The 17,972-nt window shown below is 44.8% G+C and carries 11 protein-coding genes; 4 read left to right on the forward strand and 7 right to left on the reverse strand.

Annotated features, from left to right (window positions below; genetic code table 11):
* The first annotated feature begins 6 nt into the window (after nucleotides 1-6).
* Nucleotides 7-918, forward strand: a complete 912-nt coding sequence (locus IEY09_RS10280) for a class I SAM-dependent methyltransferase (protein ID WP_037426733.1) — start codon at nucleotides 7-9, stop codon at nucleotides 916-918.
* A gap of 589 nt (nucleotides 919-1,507) precedes the next feature.
* On the opposite strand, the gene IEY09_RS10285 is transcribed toward IEY09_RS10280, so the two are convergent.
* The 3 genes from IEY09_RS10285 to ackA form a co-directional block, all read right to left on the reverse strand.
* The gene (locus tag IEY09_RS10285) at nucleotides 1,508-1,942 is read right to left on the reverse strand and encodes a hypothetical protein (RefSeq protein ID WP_037419778.1); all 435 of its coding nucleotides are present in this window, start codon (nucleotides 1,940-1,942) and stop codon (nucleotides 1,508-1,510) included.
* A 458-nt stretch (nucleotides 1,943-2,400) separates the two neighbouring features.
* On the reverse strand, nucleotides 2,401-4,554 hold the full coding sequence (gene pta / locus IEY09_RS10290) for a phosphate acetyltransferase (RefSeq protein WP_037419786.1): 2,154 nt from the start codon (nucleotides 4,552-4,554) through the stop codon (nucleotides 2,401-2,403).
* A gap of 120 nt (nucleotides 4,555-4,674) precedes the next feature.
* A complete protein-coding gene (ackA, locus tag IEY09_RS10295) occupies nucleotides 4,675-5,874 on the reverse strand; it encodes an acetate kinase (RefSeq protein WP_037419788.1) in 1,200 nt (399 codons plus the stop codon).
* Between the two features lie 141 nt (nucleotides 5,875-6,015).
* Here ackA and yfbV point away from each other — a divergent pair, with 141 nt between their 5' ends.
* Nucleotides 6,016-6,459, forward strand: a complete 444-nt coding sequence (yfbV, locus tag IEY09_RS10300) for a terminus macrodomain insulation protein YfbV (RefSeq protein WP_218738800.1) — start codon at nucleotides 6,016-6,018, stop codon at nucleotides 6,457-6,459.
* Nucleotides 6,460-6,473: 14 nt separating this feature from the next.
* On the opposite strand, the gene pflA is transcribed toward yfbV, so the two are convergent.
* Together pflA and pflB are read right to left on the reverse strand one after the other, a co-directional pair.
* Nucleotides 6,474-7,214 (reverse strand): pyruvate formate lyase 1-activating protein, encoded by a 741-nt coding sequence (gene pflA, locus IEY09_RS10305; RefSeq protein ID WP_037419790.1) that lies wholly within the window; start codon nucleotides 7,212-7,214, stop codon nucleotides 6,474-6,476.
* A gap of 63 nt (nucleotides 7,215-7,277) precedes the next feature.
* The gene (gene pflB / locus IEY09_RS10310) at nucleotides 7,278-9,560 is read right to left on the reverse strand and encodes a formate C-acetyltransferase (RefSeq protein ID WP_037419792.1); all 2,283 of its coding nucleotides are present in this window, start codon (nucleotides 9,558-9,560) and stop codon (nucleotides 7,278-7,280) included.
* Nucleotides 9,561-10,588: 1,028 nt separating this feature from the next.
* Between pflB and focA the strand changes: the two genes are divergently transcribed.
* Both focA and yfcC read left to right on the forward strand, forming a co-directional pair.
* Nucleotides 10,589-11,575, forward strand: a complete 987-nt coding sequence (gene focA, locus IEY09_RS10315; RefSeq protein ID WP_172587728.1) for a formate transporter FocA — start codon at nucleotides 10,589-10,591, stop codon at nucleotides 11,573-11,575.
* 285 nt (nucleotides 11,576-11,860) lie between these two features.
* On the forward strand, nucleotides 11,861-13,429 hold the full coding sequence (yfcC, locus tag IEY09_RS10320; RefSeq protein ID WP_188870962.1) for a putative basic amino acid antiporter YfcC: 1,569 nt from the start codon (nucleotides 11,861-11,863) through the stop codon (nucleotides 13,427-13,429).
* A gap of 152 nt (nucleotides 13,430-13,581) precedes the next feature.
* Here the strand turns inward: yfcC and IEY09_RS10325 are convergent, their stop codons facing one another.
* Both IEY09_RS10325 and IEY09_RS10330 read right to left on the reverse strand, forming a co-directional pair.
* Complete coding sequence (locus tag IEY09_RS10325; RefSeq protein ID WP_069455211.1) at nucleotides 13,582-16,236, reverse strand: TonB-dependent receptor plug domain-containing protein; 2,655 nt, start codon at nucleotides 16,234-16,236, stop codon at nucleotides 13,582-13,584.
* Between the two features lie 652 nt (nucleotides 16,237-16,888).
* Nucleotides 16,889-17,884 (reverse strand): TDT family transporter, encoded by a 996-nt coding sequence (locus IEY09_RS10330; RefSeq protein WP_037419806.1) that lies wholly within the window; start codon nucleotides 17,882-17,884, stop codon nucleotides 16,889-16,891.
* Between the last annotated feature and the right edge of the window lie 88 nt (nucleotides 17,885-17,972).

Raw genomic sequence — 17,972 nt, forward strand, 5'->3', positions numbered from 1 at the left:
TAGATAATGCAAGGTTTTATAGATGCACTGGCGACAATAAAAGTCAGTGAAGATGCCACGCGCTTATTCCACGGCCGCGGTGGACATTATCCAGGTTGCGAGCATCTTTGTTTAGATTGGTTTGCGCCCGTATTGTTATTGACCAGTTTTTCGGCCCTTGAAGCAGCTGAGCTCGCCCTTTGCCAACAGGCCATTACGGCACGTTGGCAAGTGATACAACCCAATCAGCCATTAAATTTGGTGTATCAATACCGCAGTGGTGGCGAAACCTTTAGTCAATTACTGGCGGGTGACGTGCCAGAGCCTCATATCGTGACTGAAAATGGTGCGAGGTTTCAGGTACATTTACTGCGTGGTCAAAACCACGGTTTGTTCCTCGACATGGCCAATGGCCGCGAATGGGTGAGAGCCAATGCACGCCACAAGAAAGTGCTGAATTTGTTTGCTTACACCTGTGGATTCTCGGTGGCAGCACTGCAGGGCGGCGCCGATGAAGTGGTGAATATGGACATGAGTAAGGGGGCTCTTGCGATAGGTAAGCAGAATCATCTGCTGAATGGCTTTACCGCTGGCGCGCGTTTTTTAGGGCACGATATTTTTAAATCGTGGGGTAAATTGCGTAAGTTAGGCCCCTATGACATCGTGGTTGCTGATCCGCCGAGTAATCAAAAGGGCAGTTTTGTAGCAACTAAGGATTATGTGCGTTTGCTCAGGCATTTACCCGAGTTGTTAGCCGATAATGCTGAAGTCTTGCTTTGCTTAAATGCGCCAGAGCTTGACACTCAATTTTTGCGTCAGCAGGTTGAGGAGGCGGCTCCTGAGCTTGAATACCTTGAACGTTTACCTAACCCTGCATCCTTTGCAGACATCTCTGAGGAGAAATCATTAAAGGTGCTGCGGTATCGTTTAAAAGCGTAAACTACAGTAGTCATCAGGGTTAAGTGGCCTTGATGACTACTTTTATAGCATCGATATTATCTTTCTACGCAATTGCTCCCAGTTTGCACTCATCTTCTTATATGCTTTATTTATCAACCACAATTCTTTAGCACATCATTCTACATCGACTGAAAGTCTTTCATGATTTAATACTGCTTTTTGGAATTTCCGACGATAAAGCACCGGTTTCATCTTTAAGTTGGAAACAAAACTGAAAGTTTTCTGTAATTGTTGATTTTGCTTTGGTATACTCAGCGCCACGGAAATTCCCTTTCCTCATGGGCAAAATGTCTGCATAGAACGACATGCCTTTGCGACCTTACAAAATCGAGCAGGAGTTGTTATGGAAGTTCATGAATACGAAAACGCTTACTACCAAGTTAAAGACGATGTGATGACGTCTTTACCTGCGCAGAACGAAGAAGAAGCGGTCTAAGTTCTGTAAGCCATTCGCTTACAGTACAATTCTGAGTCTGAAGTAACAAATACAAGCACATGAAAATAGCAACCTTAAGGTTGCTATTTTTTTATCTGAGTTTGGATATTAGATTGATGAGTTATCAAGATATTAGCCATTGACCTTACGTTTTTCAGGCATAATCTCAACGATAATCCATTTACCATTAATTTTATGTAGGCGAATGGTTCTGTCATCAATCCAAGGTTGCCCTCCCTTTAAGCCCTTCATCTTGACGACCACCATAACGTCTTTGGTGAACTTACGGAAAAAGTCGATATCAATATCATCAATTTCCATTTCGACATTAGTCATAGACAGGCTAAGCACATTACGTTGTACTGCGGCAGCGATATAGTAGTGGGTAAGTACCTCTTTGAGCTGCTCATTGACATACAGCTTGGCTTTTTCTACATCTCGGTCAACATAAATGGCGCTAAAAAAGCCTAGGCTGACTTCTTCGGGCGTGAGCACGTGTTGTTCTTTGTCTGTGGGTTCGCCACAGCCAAACAAAAACAGTAATGAAAGGAAAAATAAGGTTCTCATGGCTTTTAGTTATAGGAATTTGTCACGAGTATCGCGATTTTAGCGGCTATGTTCAAGTTTTGTAATAATGGGCATCTTTGGCGAGAATGTCTTGACTCCTGTCTAATGGTTGTGGCATACCTTAAAGGATTCGCTTTTTAGGTTATCCACAGAATCTGTGGAAAAGTATGTTGAAGACTAGATGGATACTTTATAAGTGTCTGATACTCTAGCGCTTTATTGGCTGGTTAAAAAGTGACGCCTTTCTGTTAAGCCTTATTTCTGGCCTTTCCTTGTGGATATTTTTATAAAACTTTCCAGTCTATTCACAGCATTTGTTTTTCATCAGCAACATTTTCACCGTATTTTGGCTTTAATTTAAGCGTTTAATGCTGTCTATTTTGCGACCATTTGCCTCTGGAAATAAAAAAGCACTGAACAAGTCAGTGCTTTTAGGTTGAGCGTGTTGTTAGCTCAATTTACGATTTTTTAGCATCGTTTTGTGACGCTTGAATTGCCGTGAGGGCGATAGTGTAGACAATGTCATCCACTAACGCACCGCGGGATAAGTCGTTCACAGGTTTACGCATACCTTGTAGCATTGGGCCAATGCTGATGAGGTCAGCACTACGTTGTACTGCTTTGTAGGTGGTGTTACCCGTGTTGAGGTCGGGGAATACAAACACAGTGGCTTGACCTGCTACAGGGCTGTTAGGTGCCTTAGAGCGAGCCACGTTTGGCATAACGGCCGCGTCATATTGAAGTGGACCGTCAATAACCAGATCAGGACGTTTTTCTTTGGCGATACGAGTGGCTTCACGTACTTTATCCACATCTGAACCAGTACCTGAGTTACCCGTTGAGTAGCTGATCATCGCTACTCTAGGCTCGATACCGAAGGCTTTAGCAGATTCTGCCGATTGAATCGCGATATCGGCCAGTTGTTCAGCATTAGGATCGGGGTTAATCGCGCAGTCACCGTAAACCAGCACTTGATCTGGCATCAACATAAAGAAGATGGAAGAAACAAGGCTCGAGCCTGGGGCTGTTTTTATCAATTGTAGCGGTGGACGGATGGTGTTGGCGGTGGTGTTAACCGCGCCAGAGACAATGCCATCGACTTCGTCTTGTGCCAGCATCATAGTGCCGAGCACCATGTTGTCTTCTAACTGCTCTTTGGCAACGACTTCGGTTAAGCCTTTACTACGGCGTAGATCCAACATTGGCTCTACATAGCGATCACGTACTTCATCGGGGTCGACAATAACAACGCCTTCACCCAGCACGACATCTTGCTGAGCCGCTATACGCAGAATTTCATCTTTTTTACCTAATAGCACGCAACGCGCGATACCACGTTCAGCACAAATGGCCGCGGCTTTGATCGTACGAGGTTCATCACCTTCAGGTAGCACCACGGTTTTGTGGGCGGCACGGGCAAGCTCGGTAAGCTTGTAACGGAACGCTGGTGGTGACAGGCGATGTTCCCGCGGAGAGTTTTTCGTGACGCTCTCAATCCACGTTTGGTCGATATGGCTAGCGACATATTCCTGCACTAAGTCGATACGAACGGCATCATCCACTGGCACTTCATGGTCGAAGCGTTGGATATTTAATGAGGTTTGCCAAGTATTGGTATCAATCAGGAAAACCGGTAAACCTGTCTCAAAAGCTTGTTCACAGAGTTTAAGGATCTCTGGCTCAGGCTCGTAGCTACCTGTCAGCAGCAGGGCACCAATCTTCACGCCGTTCATGGCTGCAAGACACGCAGATACGATCACATCGGAGCGATCGCCAGAAGTCACCAGTAAAGAGTCTGTCTTAATATGGTTGACCATATTAGGTAAGCTGCGAGCACAGAAGGTGACTTTACGTAGACGGCGAATATTCATCTCACCGGCATTAAGAATCCGTGCGCGTAAGTGTTTAGCTAAATCAGAGGCGCGTGGTGCGACTAAGTCTAGGTTGTAAGGCACGCTACCTAAAATGCGCAGTGGGCTCTTACCCGGCAGTTGGAACATGATAGAGGCATCAGAGCGTTGTACACCTTGATGATCAAACACTTCTGATAAGTCAGGGCGTGCACGACCTTCATCGTCCACCGGTGCACCAATCTTGTTGATCACGGCACCAATCAGACGTTTGTTGTTTTTGCCACCCCAAGAGTTGTAGGCAATTTCGAGGCGATTCATTAACCCTGTTGGAGTATCACTGCCAGGAGTGGCAATGAAAATCACGTCAGCATCCATGGCTTTAGCGATAGCGTAGTTAACGTCATCGGCAAAGGGATGGTTGCGGGTAGGTACCAGACCTTCAACAATCAGGGTTTCGGTGTTGCTGGCGCATTCTGCGGCGCGGGCAATGATTTGCTCCATCAGCACATCGGTTTGATCGGCGCGGATCAACGCTTCAGCATGGGCCATATCGAAGGGCTCTAACGGATTAACCGTTGGCGATTTGCTTAAAATCGTGGTTGAGCGTTCTGGACCGTTATCATTCGGACGAAGCTGTGAAATAGGCTTAAAGAATTGGACTTTTACCCCGTGGCGCTCTAATGCGCGCACCATACCAAGGCTTAAGGAGGTCAGGCCGACTCCTGTACCTATGGGGATTAACATAATATTTCGAGACATAAAAACCTCTAAGTTCGATGGTTTTTGGCAGAGTAGTCTCTGCGGATTTGCTTGTGTTTGTTAGTTGTAGGTCACTAATAATAAAGCCGTTTGACGACGCAAACGGCTTAATGAGTCTTATTATTTACTAATGAGTTTAATTGAATCTTCGGCGATAACCCACTCTTCGTTGGTTGGGATGACCATGGCGACAGTACTGTTGTCGGCGGTGATAATGCCTTTCTTACCGAAGCGTGCCGCTTTGTTGCGCTCGCTATCAACATGGAAATTAAATATTTGCAGCATGTTGAGTACTTTCTCGCGGATGATGTCGGAGTTTTCGCCGATACCGCCAGTAAAGACTACGGCATCTAAACGACCAAGTGGAACAGTATAAGAAGCAATGTATTTCGCTAGACGGTAGCAGAAAATCTCCAGTGCTAAGGTTGCACCTTTATGGCCATCGGCATAACCTTCTTCGATGCCACGGCAGTCGTTAGTCAGTTCAGAAATCCCCAGCAGACCACTTTGCTTGTTCATCAGGTTGTTGACTTCTTCCAGCGTGTAACCGAGTTGGTGCACTAAGTGGTAGATGATCGATGGGTCGAGATCGCCACAGCGTGTGCCCATGACTAAGCCTTCAAGCGGCGTCAGTCCCATTGAGGTATCAACGCTCTTACCGCCTTTAACCGCTGTCACAGAGGCACCGTTACCTAAGTGCGCGCAGATCACATTGGTTTCTTCTAAAGGCTTGTTCAACACTTTAGCGGCTTCACGGCTGACAAACAGGTGGCTAGTGCCGTGCATGCCATAACGACGGATACCGTGCTCACGGTACAATTTGTATGGCAGGGCGTAGATGAAAGCGCGCTCTGGCATGCTTTGGTGGAACGCAGTATCGAACACTGCCACTTGGGGCAGTTTAGGGAAAGACGCAATGGCGGCGCGAATGCCGATAAGGTGCGCAGGGTTATGCAGCGGTGCCAGTGAAGAACACTCTTCAATACCTTTGATCACATGCTCGTCGATGATCACAGAGCGGGTGAACTTTTCTCCACCGTGTACGATACGGTGACCTACGGCTTGAATTTGTGCGGCTAATTCAGGTTGACCCGCGAGGATTTTATTGACGATAAATTCAACGGCTTCACGGTGAGCGGTGAATGCACCTAAAGAGGACTCATGTTTTTCACCGTTGATTTTCCATTTGATGCGTGAGTCTTCTAAGCCAAAACACTCGGCGAGGCCAGAGATCTGATCGTCACCTGTTTGCGCGTCAATGACGGCAAATTTGAGTGAGGAGCTACCGCAATTGAGTACTAAAACCAGTTTATTAGACATGTGTAAACCTTTTGCCATTGTGTTTAAGTTAACGATTCAAAATCTTGGGAACACGCGAGTAATTTGCCATCACAGTCTTGGGGCGTAGTGCCAGATTGTGCTATGGTAAAAGCAGTATTCCTCTGTAGTAGGTGTCTAAAATTGAGTCTCAATATTCTCAAAACCTTAGGTGACGGTCGTCGCTATATGAAGACGTGGCCTATGGTTAGACAACTGGGTTTGTATTTTCCTGAGTATCGGGTGGTACGCGCCACTCAGCTTGCCATTCTGGTGATGCCAGTATTGGCAGTTTTAGCGAGTGTGAGTCAGCTCTATACCTATGGTTGGGGATTTTTACCCCAAGCACTCACTATCGCGTTGTTTTTTATCAGCCTGCCATTGCAGGGCTTATTATGGCTAGGCTGGCGTGCGCGCCATCCATTACCGTTATCGCTGTTCGACTGGAGTAATCAGTTGAGTGCGAAATTGTCTGCCATGGGCATTCATTGCCAATCCTTGGGCGCTAAGGCGTGTTACCTTGATATGGCGCTCATCTTAAAAATAGCCTTTGAGCGCTTAGATGCCAGTTATTGGGAGGAGCTTTAAGCCTCCCTTGACGCTTAATATGCCGCGTTAATCCCCTGTGAGCTAAACACGGCTTTAATTTTTTCCATGGTTTCGCGACTAGGTGGTGCGACACCATCAAGTTGATAGCTTTCTCCCATCGCTTCCCACTTGTGTTTACCAAGCTCGTGGTAGGGTAGGAGTTCTACTTTTTCAATATTCTTCATGGGTTTGATAAATTCGGCCAGTTGTAATGCCGAGGCTTCATCATCAGTAAATCCACCCACGACCACATAACGTATCCAAGTTGGCTGATTGCGTTTGGCGAGGTACTCGGCAAATTGCAGCGTTCTGTGGTTGCTAACCTTGGTCAGTTCAATGTGTTTATCGTCATTCATCTGTTTGATATCGAGCAAAACCAGATCGGTATTATCGAGTAGCTCATCAATCACTGGCGTGTACTTACGCACAAAGCCATTAGTATCTAAACAGGTATGAATGCCTTCTTTTTTACAGGCTTTAAAGAGTTCGGCGACAAACTCCGCTTGTAATATGGCTTCGCCGCCGCTAGCGGTGACGCCGCCGTTGCTGGCATCGAGGAAGGGGCGGTAGCTAATGATTTGGCTCATTAACTCGTCGACTTGCACTTCCTTACCGCCATCGAGATCCCAAGTATCACGGTTGTGGCAATATTGGCAGCGCATTAAACAGCCCTGCATAAAGGTGATAAACCGTATGCCTGGACCATCCACTGTGCCAAAGGATTCCACTGAGTGGATCCGACCGGTAACTGCCATTGTGACTCCTGTTGAAATAAGTGAGGCTGTAGCACATTGTACTACAGCCTTACCTAATTTAGCTTACAGACCTTTTGTGAACGTACGCGTGATCACATCTTGTTGCTGTTCTGGAGTCAGTGAGTTGAAGCGAACTGCATAACCAGAAACACGAATGGTCAGTTGTGGATACTTGTCTGGGTTGACAACCGCATCCTCGAGCATTTCACGGTTCATCACGTTCACGTTCAAGTGTTGACCGCCTTCGTGTCCTTCGTTGTGGGCAAAATATCCGTCCATCAACGCTGCTAAGTTGGTACGACGACCATCTTCATCTTTACCTAGAGCATTAGGTACGATAGAGAAGGTGTAAGAGATACCGTCCTGAGCGTGGGCGAAAGGCAGTTTAGCCACTGAGGTTAACGAGGCGATTGCGCCTTTTTCATCACGGCCATGCATTGGGTTTGCACCCGGTGCAAATGGCGCACCTGAACGACGACCGTCTGGTGTGTTACCAGTTTTCTTACCATAAACCACGTTCGAGGTGATGGTCAGAATTGACTGAGTTGGGATCGCGTTGCGGTACATTTTACGGTCGCGAATTTTCGCCATAAAACGTTCAACTAAGTCACAGGCGATATCGTCAACACGTGGGTCGTTGTTACCAAATTTTGGATAGTCACCACTGATCTCAAAGTCAACGGCAATGCCATTTTCATCACGCACAGGTTTAACTTGAGCGTACTTGATGGCTGACAGTGAGTCGGCTGCGATTGAAAGCCCTGCGATACCACAGGCCATTGTGCGACGTACATCTCTGTCGTGCAGCGCCATTAGCGCAGCTTCGTAGGAGTACTTGTCGTGCATGTAGTGAATGGCGTTCAGTGCTGTGACATATTGCGTTGCTAACCAATCCATTAAACCGTCTAAGCGATTCATCACATCATCAAAGTTCAGCACTTCGTCAGTGATTGGGTCGGCTTTTGGCGCGATTTGGATTTTCAGTTTTTCGTCAACGCCACCGTTAATTGCGTACAACATGGTTTTGGCGAGGTTTGCACGGGCACCGAAGAACTGCATGTGTTTACCCACAACCATTGGGCTCACGCAGCAAGCGATCGCATAATCGTCAGATTGGAAATCTGGACGCATTAAGTCATCGTTTTCGTACTGAATTGAGCTGGTGTCGATAGACACTTTTGCGCAGTACTTTTTAAAGCCAACAGGCAGTTTTTCAGACCAGAGCACAGTGATATTTGGCTCAGGGCTTGGGCCCATGGTGTATAGCGTGTTCAAGAAGCGGAAGCTTGATTTGGTCACCAGTGTACGGCCATCTAAGCCCATACCGCCGATAGATTCGGTTGCCCAAATAGGGTCACCTGAGAATAATTCATCGTATTCAGGAGTACGTAGGAAGCGCACCATACGCAGTTTCATTACGAAATGGTCAATCATTTCTTGAGCTTGTTGCTCAGTGATAACGCCGTTTTTCAGATCGCGTTCGATATAGATATCTAGGAACGTTGAAGTACGGCCTAAAGACATGGCTGCGCCGTTTTGGCTCTTAACCGCAGCTAAGTAGCCGAAGTAAGTCCATTGGATCGCTTCTTTAGCATTGGTTGCTGGGCGAGAAATATCGAAACCGTATTTCGCGGCCATTTTCTTCATTTGACCCAGTGCGCGGTGCTGCTCAGCAATTTCTTCACGTAGTTGGATAACGTTAGATAAATCTTCACCTGCTTCGAACTGCGCTTGCAGTGAGCTGAACTGGGCGAATTTATCCTTCATTAAGAAATCGATACCGTAAAGTGCAACACGGCGATAGTCACCGATGATACGGCCACGGCCATAGGCGTCGGGTAAACCAGTTAATACACCTGATTTACGGCACGCCATGATTTCTGGGGTATAGACGTCGAATACGCCTTGGTTGTGGGTTTTACGCAGTTCTGAATAAATGTATTTAACATCTTCATCTAGTACGCGATCGTAGGCGGCGCATGAGCTTTCCACCATACGAATACCACCGTTAGGCAACATAGCGCGTTTGAGCGGCGCATCAGTTTGTAAACCAACGATAGTTTCTAAATCTTTATTGATATAACCCGCGTCGTGGGAAGTGATGGTTGAAACCATCTTTGTGTCGAAATCAACTGGCGCATGGGTACGGTTTTCTTGCTTGATGCCTTCCATCACTTTGTCCCACAACTTGGTTGTGGCTTCGGTGGCACCGGCTAGGAATGACTCGTCACCTTCATAGGGAGCATAGTTTTGTTGAATAAAGTCACGTACATTGACTTCAGATTTCCAATCGCCAGGGGTAAAACCTTCCCATGCGTTGGCAAACAGTTCAGTTTTGTCGGTCATCGTACTAATACCTTTTGGTTGAGATAAAGGTCATTGGCGCTCATGGGGCAAGCCATGTTGAGTATAGGCCAATTGCTATTTCCTGATTAAAGCTCCCTTCAAGATGACGCCCTATGATGGGAACTGGAACTTGGGGATGTTTATCGCGCCAAGTGTCTGTCTATTGATACCCGATAAGATGACAAATATACGTTTAACGTGGATTATCGGCTATCGATAACTCTTTTTATAAATTGGTAAGACCAATTATCCATAAGCATATTAACATAGCTCTTACTGTCTCGCATCTTAAACGGGCGAGTTTGTCCTCTGTTAATCTTAAATTTGCTAGCGAGGTAGCATTTTTTTAGCACAATAAGGATTAAAGCACGCTTTTGTTGGCCCATTGCGGGCTGAAGCTATCGCTTATTTAACAGACTGTCGCGCTTTTAACCGGCGAAAGCTATCACCGTATCGATTGATTTTTAATGGTTACGATTTAATCTCCAATTGGCAGGTAAAGCTGCGATGAAAAAGGCCTGATTATACGGAATGCTTGGCGGTGCTAAAGCATTTAAAGATAAGGATGTTGATGCGGAATATTGTTGTGTCGGGCTTCGAATACTGTGATTTCTTGTTGAGCCGCTATTTAAAAGATTACAGCACTTAGTCAACAAGCTGCCATCTCAGTGAAGGATACTTATGCTTCATTCACTCTGTATAAGGTTAAATCTGCTTAATCTAGTCAGTGAATAATGCTCTGGTGGGCGATGATAAATTGGCAAAACGCAAACAAAATTGGTATGACCAATTAACCTTTTGTGTTTGCCTCTTCAAAAATTTTACATTTTACCTGTGAATAACATCACGCTTTGGCAAACTCTGCTTCACGGCGAACACGATTTGTATGTTACAAAGCGTGACTTTAGTGAGTCATCATTTAAGCAAGTCTTAATGTAAATTTTGATTGGTTTGATCTGCGCCTCGGCGCTGTAGGAGAGACCTATGTTGCAAGTTCGCGTTTGTTTATCGGGTTTGGGAGTAAGGTTATGAAAGACTCACATGCTAACGCTCCACAGACATCATCAAATGGCTATGAGCCTGTGCAGGTTTCTTCGCATTTTAGTTGTTATCACCAAGCCGAAATCTATGGCAAAAGTAAAGTGGTTAAGGCGCCTTGGCAATCCTTTGGTTTAGCTGTGTTTGCGGGAGCCTTTATTGCTTTAGCCTTTGTGTTTTACCTGACCGTCACCACGGGCGCGGGCGATAGTGCATGGGGCTTAGTACGTCTTGTGGGCGGTATCGCCTTTAGCTTAGGGTTAATTTTGGTCGTGATTTGCGGCGGCGAGTTGTTCACTAGTTCAGTCTTAAGCAGTGTGGCTTGGGCGCAAAAACAAGTGACTACCAGTGAGTTACTCAAATGCTGGACGCGAGTTTACCTAGGCAACTTTGTCGGCGCCATGTTGATGGTCGGCTTGATTATGGCGGCGGGCTTATATGAGCTTGATGGCGGAAATTGGGGACTAAATGCTTTAAAGGTTTCACAACATAAGCTGCACCATACATGGATTCAAGCATTTAGCTTAGGTATTTTATGTAATATGCTGGTATGTCTTGGTATTTGGATGACCTTCGCCAGCCGAGAATCGCTAACCAAAGCCATTTTATTGGTCCTACCTGTAGCCATGTTTGTTAGTAGCGGTTTTGAGCACAGCATTGCAAACCTGTTTATGGTGCCGTTTGGGATAACAATTCAAGCTGTGGCAAGTCCTGAGTTTTTTGCTTCCTTAGGTATTACCCAAGAACAATTTGCCGATTTAACCGTAACAAATTTTGTATTCAATAACTTAATTCCTGTGACCTTAGGCAACATCGTCGGCGGCGGCGTGATTGTTGGCCTCGGCTATTGGTGGATTGAGCAAGGACAACTTGCCTTACCCGATCCACAAAAATCCCATCAGGCTCATTTTTTCGCGTCACCATTGCACACTGAAAAGGCGAAAAATAGCCAAGAGACTAAGTCATTAAGGGACTAAGTAATTAAGAGAAAGTAATCAAGAGAAAGTAATCAAGAGAGTAAGTCACTTAGGTTTATGAGTCTCTCTTTGAGTGATATTTGCCTTAGGCTCATAAAAAATGCCCAGTTTTACTGGGCATTTTTTTGTTTTTTCACCGCAAAGGCTTTTTTATGCAGATTACTTGTTTGTGATAGATGTGACCATTTTGCATATTCATGCAAGTGAATGAAGATTTTATATACTGATTTAAAGCGCTTTAGTTTATAGTGCGGCCTTTTCCGTTTGACATAAAATGGCGCATCTATGACGACTCCACCTTCGACGAATCAGCCAACAGAGGCAGCTCAGACTGCTCCGGCATCATCCGCTTCACACACTTCCTCACCATTTCAAATGCCCGATACCTTAGTGATCATCTTTTTTGTGGCATTGCTTGCGGGATTAATGACTTACTTTATCCCCATCGGGTCGTTTCAAACCCAAGAGGTGCATTATCTGGCTGATGGTGTCGATAAAGCGCGGACGGTGGTCGACCCTACTTCTTTTGCCTATCAATTGGATGCTGCGGGCGAGCCTAGGTTACAACCCGTGGCATTGTTTAAAGGCGAGGGCGGGGTTGGCTTTTTTAACTTCGCCTTTGAGGGCCTAACTTCAGGATCTAAATGGGGCAGTGCGATTGGCGTGATCATGTTTATGCTGGTGATTGGCGGCTCTTTTGGGGTGGTGATGGCCACAGGCACCATAGATAACGGCATCTTAAAGTTAATCGATAAAACCCGTGGCAATGAAAAGTTATTTATTCCGGTGATATTTACGCTGTTTTCCCTTGGTGGCGCCGTGTTTGGCATGGGAGAAGAGGCCATAGCTTTTGCCATTATCATCTGCCCATTAATGATCCGTTTGGGCTATGACGGCATCACCACTGTGATGGTGACCTATGTGGCGACTCAAATTGGTTTTGCCAGTTCTTGGATGAATCCCTTCAGTGTGGCGATTGCCCAGGGTATTGCGGGAATACCGGTTCTTTCAGGCAGTGAGTTTCGCTTTCCTATGTGGCTTGGATTCACCTTGATCGGGATTGTTTTTACCATGCGTTACGCCCATCGCATTCAGCAGCAACCCAGTTTATCCCATAGTTTTCAGTCCGATGCTTATTTTCGAGAGCATCATGCCAATACGACATTAGAGAGTCGCTTTAATCTTGGCGATATACTGGTTTTAGCATTGTTAGTGCTCACTATGGTATGGGTGATTTGGGGCGTAGTGGTAAAAGCTTGGTTTATCCCTGAGATTGCCAGTCAGTTTTTTACCATGGGTATGGTAGCTGGCGTCATTGGCTGTGTGTTTAAACTTAATGGATTGACGCTTAACAAGGTGGCGCAGAGTTTTAAGGACGGCGCTAAAACCATGTTAGAGCCAGCTCTTTTAGTGGGATGTGCCTCGGGGATTTTACTGCTCCTTGGCGGCGGTGCACCGACTGAACCGAGTGTGTTAAATACGGTACTTAACAGTGCTGGCGGGGTGATTGGCCATCTGCCTGATGCGCTCTCGGCGTGGTTTATGTTGCTGTTTCAATCTGTATTCAACTTTTTTGTGACTTCAGGGTCAGGGCAGGCTGCCTTGACTATGCCACTGATGGCACCTCTTTCTGACATTGTTGGTGTGACGCGCCAAGTGGCGGTATTGGCCTTTCAATTAGGCGATGGCCTCACCAATATCATAGTGCCCACTTCAGCGTCTTTGATGGCCACTCTTGGCGTATGCCGCGTCGATTGGGGTAACTGGCTGAAATTTGTATGGCGCTTTATGCTGCTGCTGATGCTGGTCTCAAGCGTACTGGTGATTGGCGCGCATTATCTTGGATTTAACTAGGTGCGAGAATTTAGCTAGGCGCTAGGGGTAACCTGAAGCAGCGGGGTAAATAGGCGCTAAGGTTAACTCAGTTAATTGGTTAAACAGCAGATAAAAAAACGGCATCCGAGGATGCCGTTTTTGTTGTGGTTTCCTATCTTCCTAAAGGGAAATTAGAATTTCACTTTGTATCCTGCAAATACGACACGACCTAAGATATTATGAGTATCTGTATCGTATCCTGGATAGCCTAAGCTGTAGTTAACAGTTGGCATTGCATCAAACAGGTTACGAGCACCTACAGTGACTTTACCGTAGCTGTCGAAGTCGTAGTTCAGTGTCAGATCCCACGTGGTGAAAGATGAGAAGTCTTGTTTATTCGTGCCAACTTCTTGTTGTTGTGGCGTTTCACCATCGTAAGAATCAATGTACTTAGCAATCAAAGATGCAGAGAAGTCATCAATTGCATAGCTAAATGTCGTGTTGAAGCGTAGTGGCGGATAACCTTTAGTCCCTAACACATCATAACGTTTAGCAATTGGGCTTGCTTGTTCGGTGTATTCCAGGGCATAAGTACCTTCAACTGCAAACTTAAATGTACCAATTTCCCCTAAATCGAAGTTTGACGTGAAAGATACGTCAAGACCCGAAGTTTGTACGCCGTCCATGTTGATGTTGCCTGCACCAATCTCATCGATAGTGCCATCAGCTTTACGTTTAACATAGATGTATTTAGGGTCATAGGCACCTAAGCCACCAATTGCTTCTAAGTCAACGATAGTTTGTGCACCGATGTAGCTTACTTGATCAGTGATTTCAATGTTGTAGTAATCAACAACAAAATCGATATTCTCAGTAATATTCCACACTGCGCCGAAAGAGTATTGAGCAGATTTCTCTGGATCTAGGTCTTTATTACCTGAACTCTTACGCAGATATTGGTTATCTTCACAAGCAGGATTACCGTTTTGTTGATCAGGTGGTAGACTTTGGCACAGAGTAGTATCTGTGACTCTGTCGTAACTGGTTGCTGGTTTGCCTAACAGGTCATCTAGTGACGGTGCTCTAAAGCCTTGGCCATAAGATGCACGTAGCACTAAGTTATCTAAGGCTTCGTAACGTACGTTTACAGAGCTAGAAAGCTGACCAACATCTGGTAAGCTATATTGGTCGTAACGGCTTGCGAGCTTCACGTTCAAGTGATCTAAAACTGGTAACTCTAACTCAACGAATGCCGCTTTGTAGCTTCTATCGCCAGCAGAATCACCACCATAAGTCCCTAATACGTTACCTGCTGCTTGTTGAGCGTCACGGGAATCTTTGTATTCAATTTTTTGGTATTCCATACCAACAGCATAACCTAAGTCACCGCCAGGTAAGGAAATTGGAGCAAGTGCCGCCCATGACAATCCGGTGCCGGTTGTATTTGAGGTTGCTTTACGAGTAGCTGTGTGTAAGAAAGTATCTAAAGTGGCTTGAGTTGCGTTGCCACCTTCAACGAATGGGTTATACAAACCTTTATCAACCGCTTCTTGCAGCTTATCTTCGAAGACATAAGAGTCAGTTTCAATGTTTACAATTTGATCTGAGTATTGAACGTACCAGCTCAGAGAGCCTGCATCTAACTCAAGGTTTAAACCTGTTACTATGTCAACTACATTTGAGTCGAATTCCGTTGAACGGTCTGCTACGCCTTTCAAGCGATGATAAGCTTGAACTTCTGACGCATTAGCTGTGCCGAACGTTGGGTTTAATGGGTTATCGGCTGCTATGTATAGGTTAGGAGTCCACAGCGCAGTAGAAGATGTGATGGATTTATCACGCATTACGATAGCTTGACCAAACCACTCTAATTCATCAGTAATACGGTAAGTCATATTTGAGAATACAGAGTCTTTTGTTTGATCTGGGAGATAGTCAGTACCGTCAAACTGGTTAAAACCACAAGCTGAACCGTCTTTGGTGGTTACAATGCGATCGGCTGGACAATCTTTACCTGGAACCTGTAAGCCTGTATAGACAGGTGTGCCGAATGTGCCATCTGCGCCTTTCACTGGACGAGATTCAACTGGACGATATGTGCCTTCTGGCGCATATAAGCCGCTACGGCCGTATTTCTTATCCCAGTTAGCGGTTAAGTGAGGACGTTGGCCACCTTGCAGTGGATCAAATTGCTTGTGTTCGATGATTACTAAGCTGCTGCTTTTATCACTGGTATTACCAAAAGTGATAGAAGCCGACTTTTCATCTCTTCCACCTTGAGTTGGGCTACCAAATTTGGCATCAAATGCTAAACCGTCGAAAGTCTTCTTCAGGATGATGTTGATTACACCACCGATAGCATCTGAACCATAAATTGCTGATGCACCGTCACGTAAAATTTCAATACGTTCAATTGCATCCATTGGAATTAAATTGAGGTTAGTGGCATCACCACCAAATGTAGCAGATGGCGCAATACGGCGACCGTTGATCAAGGTTAGCGTACGGTTTGAGCCTAAACCACGCATACCTGAGCTAGCATGGTTACTTGCAGAACTACCTGCATCGCTAATGAAGCTACCGGCAGTGTTAAATGGCATTTGTGCTAAAACAGCAGAAACATCACTTAAACCTGTTTTTGCAATATCTTCAGCAGATAAAACTGTTACTGGTAACGCTGATTCCATATCCGTTCTTTGGATACGTGAACCTGTTACTTCAATGCGTTCTACCTTAGCGTTATCTCCTTCTTCAGCGTAAACAGCCATACTAGATAAAGCAACTGTTGTAGCACCACCAATTAACGCAAAGCGAACCGCTTTGGCTAATGTTGAATTAGCGCGCATATCATTCTCCCTTAACACTTGTTATTTGTTTAGTTGTTATTTTAATTAAATACGGAACGTTATAGGAAATAAGTGCCTATTTAATTAGGCTCCAGATATAACCACAAGAAAATAACAAGTGCAACAGTTGATATTGATGTTGGTTACGATGTGTAAAGGTGTTTTGTTGCAAAAATGTTTCTCTTGAGTTGTTTTTTATTGGTTGATTACTGGCTTAGGGTGCGTTTAATCTTTTTTGCTAATGAAAACATGGCTTTTGTTTATTTTTGTTTGTTAATTTGTTTTTTATTTGTAAAAATTGAAAGCATTTGTAATAAAAAAATAATCATACTTTTTCAGTATGTGTAGATTTAAATTTAAGCAATATTAAATATACAGATTTTTATGCGGTATTTTTGAATGTTTAATGTTGAAAATATCTTAACGAAAGGATTTAAGAATGGTTTTATAAAGCTGTTATAGCCTTTATTAAATTTTTGAGAGTTCTTTTTACTTTGTCAGTCTAAAGTTTTGTGAGTGAATTGATGGTGTGGATTTTAATTTGAAAAGGAGTGAATATAAATTCACTCCTTATTTTATTCTGTATGTAGTGTTATTAAATTTTTATTTAGTACGTTAAGTAGTCAAATACACTTACCGTATTTTATGCCTATTACTTAAGTTCAACTATAGTTGTGTCAATATTGGCCATTGGGTTGGGTAGATAATGAGTCAAATACCGAAGAGCGACGTAGGCAACGACGACAGTGGCTACACCGAGTTCAAAATCTGCCAACAACCTTACCCATTGAGTGAGATCGGTCATTTGACTAAATTGCTCAAGCCAGTGAGCGGTTTTAAAGAGTGCAGTAGCACCGATCACCATGGGGAAAGTAAAGGCTGCATAACCAGGGCTAAAGGGCAATTTAAGTAAATGGAAAAAAGCAAGGTAGATAACCGCTGTCATTAAGATGGCAATACTTGCCAATAAGGCGACTAAGGCGATTGATGGTTGCTCACAAACCGTTAAATAGCCTGCAAGGGATAAACTTGCGGGAGCAGCAAGGATGGCAATAGTGGGCTTAGCTGCGTCAGGAATCGCTTGACAAAAGATCAAGCGATAGAGCATCAGTGGCAGCATGACTAAATAGGCGATCATACCGAAGGCTAAAATGGTGTTAACTAACCAAGGTTCACCATTGCTGGGGAAAGACACAGCAGCCACTATGATGCCAATGGGTGGCACAAACCAGCTAGGCACCATATGTTCGAGTTTGAAGTCGATAGCACGATAGTAGATAAAGGCGCCTAAAAATACGATATGAATCGCAATGGCGGCTAACCAAAGGGCTAATCCCGCATGGGGAAAATAGTGACCGAGCAGGTTAGACACTACCATTAATGCCATGGCAAAAGTCGGTATTACGCTGCCGACGACGGGATGGCTAAGTTCATTTTTGAGCACTGTAGGATGCAGCAAAAACTTACCGGCTAGCATTAGTAACAGTGCTGAGGCAATAATTGCACCAATTAATTGACCCCAGCCATTCAGTGAAGGCATTACACTTTCCCAAGTCCACCCTAAGCTTGCGATTGCGAGTGCGAGTCCGCCCATAGGGCTAGGTAATTTTGCGGCCTGTGCGGTCCAACGTTTACGCTTTGAAGTCATATTACTTACCTCTCAACACTGACATTAATTCGATGTATCTATTTGTTAATGTCAGTGTATGACTAAGGTATAAATAAATAAAATTGAT

The organism is Shewanella xiamenensis (assembly GCF_014647135.1).
GTDB classification, from domain to species: domain Bacteria; phylum Pseudomonadota; class Gammaproteobacteria; order Enterobacterales; family Shewanellaceae; genus Shewanella; species Shewanella xiamenensis.